The 1,422-nt window shown below is 41.4% G+C and carries 2 protein-coding genes; both read right to left on the minus strand.

Annotation, left to right across the window (positions count from 1 at the left end; translation table 11 throughout):
• Positions 1-30: 30 nt before the first annotated feature.
• Complete coding sequence (locus tag P20480_RS06720) at positions 31-963, minus strand: IS3 family transposase (RefSeq protein WP_138922293.1); 933 nt, start codon at positions 961-963, stop codon at positions 31-33.
• Complete coding sequence (locus P20480_RS18310; protein WP_033025587.1) at positions 873-1,373, minus strand: transposase; 501 nt, start codon at positions 1,371-1,373, stop codon at positions 873-875. Before P20480_RS18310 ends, P20480_RS06720 begins: the two co-directional genes overlap by 91 nt.
• Between the last annotated feature and the right edge of the window lie 49 nt (positions 1,374-1,422).

Consider the following 1,422-nt stretch of genomic DNA (forward strand, 5'->3'; position numbering starts at 1 on the left):
TGAAGTGACCCCAATAAGTTGGACTCATTTCTAAGCGGCAACCAAGGCCTGATTTCGATATTGTATCGGACTCAGGCCTTTTAGTTTTAGCTTAATGCGTTCGTTGTTGTAATAATCGATGTATTCTTTGATGTTTTCAATGAGTTCATTTGCGTCCTTGAACGTCTCATTGTGATACATCTCAGTTTTTAATATGCCGAAGAAGTTTTCTGCAACGGCATTGTCTAAGCAGTTTCCTTTTCGAGACATACTTTGGATTAGCCCATGCTTTTTCAGGTGTTGTTGATATCGTTTATTTTGATATTGCCAACCTTGGTCTGAGTGGATGAGTGGTCTCTCATGCTTCAACAGCTTTGCTGTTGCGGCTTTAAGCATGTCAGTCACTAGTGGTAGCGTGACAGATGTCCTTACCTCATAGCTGACCACTTCTTGGTTAAATAGGTCTATTACCGGTGACAGGTATACCTTTTCTCCATTGACTTTAAATTCAGTGACATCGGTCACCCATTTTTGATTGGGCTTCTTTGCCGTAAATTCACGTTTGAGAACATTTTCAGCGATCCTACCGACTTCACCTTTGTAAGAGGTGTAGCGTTTAGGTCTGACTTTTGATTTCAAGCCAAGTTCGCCCATCAAGCGTTGCACGCGCTTATGATTAACCATCAAACCCATTGCTCTTAGCGTGCAAGTTACCCTACGGTAGCCGTATCGTCCTTTGTGCTTGTGATAGATATCACGTATTCTTTCGCACAAGTCAGTGTTGGAACAGGGCTGAACCAGTGTATTACGATGGTAATAATACACACTCTTGGGAAGCCCTGTGACCTTTAATAAGTGTTGTAAGCTGTATTTTGCCTTGAGCTCTTCGACAACTATCGTTTTGTCTTTGCTTTTTTCTTTCTGGCCTGAGCCAAGGCTTCTAACTTTTTTAAGACTGCGTTCTCTGCACGTAGATAATCCAATTCTTCCCTGAGCTCTTTTTCAGACATGTCTGCTGATGGTTTAGGAGTTGAAGAATGATTCGTCACGCGAGGCCTACCTTTTTTCTGTGGTTTTAGTTGGGTTATACCCCCGTGAGCATAAAGCTTTTGCCATTGAAATAAAATACCTGGGGATGATAAGTCGAAATAGGCGCTAGTATAACCCAAAGACCAATCATTAATTTCCATCGTCTCGAGCACATGAATTTTGAACTCGCCTGAATAAGGTAACTGTTTATGGATAAAACTCTTTGACCCATTAAGCAGGTAGACCTGAAACCAATAACGAATAAGCCGAGCGCTAATATTGTACTTTCTACTTAATGCTTCAGAGTTTTCCTGCTCAGCAAGTTGTGCGAGCTTTAACTTAAATATTCTTTTGTGCTTGGACATAAAAAGACCCCCAGTAATTGGATTGTCCAACTATTGGGGGTCACTTCAA

Source organism: Pseudoalteromonas sp. BSi20480, from assembly GCF_000241365.1.
Taxonomy (GTDB): Bacteria; Pseudomonadota; Gammaproteobacteria; order Enterobacterales; family Alteromonadaceae; genus Pseudoalteromonas; species Pseudoalteromonas marina.

What these genes read in the sequence shown, in the direction of transcription:
- P20480_RS18310 (WP_033025587.1), bottom strand. Translation starts at nt 1,373, where the DNA reads ATGTCCAAGCACAAAAGAATATTTAAGTTAAAGCTCGCACAACTTGCT.